This is a genomic window from Achromobacter xylosoxidans (genome assembly GCF_002192695.1).
GTDB lineage: Bacteria > Pseudomonadota > Gammaproteobacteria > Burkholderiales > Burkholderiaceae_B > Achromobacter > Achromobacter xylosoxidans_C.
Genome location: NZ_MTLG01000100.1, coordinates 1 through 430, shown reverse-complemented (window position 1 = coordinate 430; position 430 = coordinate 1). Strand labels below are relative to the sequence as shown.

Here is a 430-nt window from a genome sequence, read left to right as displayed (position 1 = left end):
GCGCGAGCGCATGAAGATCCCCGTCTTCCACGACGACCAGCACGGCACCGCGATCTGCGTGTCCGCCGCCTTCATCAACGGCTTGAAGGTCGTGGGCAAGGACATCAAGCAGGTGAAGGTGGTGACTTCCGGCGCAGGCGCGGCCGCGCTGGCCTGCCTGGACCTGATGGTGGACCTGGGCCTGCCGCTGGAAAACGTTTGGGTCACCGACATCGAAGGCGTGGTCTACGAAGGCCGCACCGTGTTGATGGACCCGGACAAGGCGCGCTTCGCGCAAAAGACCGACGCCCGCAAGCTGGCCGAAGTGATCCAGGACGCCGACGTGTTCCTGGGCCTGTCGGCGGGCGGCGTGCTCAAGCCCGAGATGGTTGCGGCCATGGGGCCGCGCCCGCTGATCCTGGCGCTGGCCAACCCCACGCCCGAGATCCTG

The 430-nt window shown here is 67.4% G+C and carries 1 protein-coding gene; it reads left to right on the top strand.

Annotated elements, in window-relative coordinates; genetic code table 11:
• A partial coding sequence (locus tag BRO63_RS24360; protein ID WP_306425690.1) for a malic enzyme-like NAD(P)-binding protein occupies window positions 1-430 on the top strand: 430 nt, incomplete at both ends.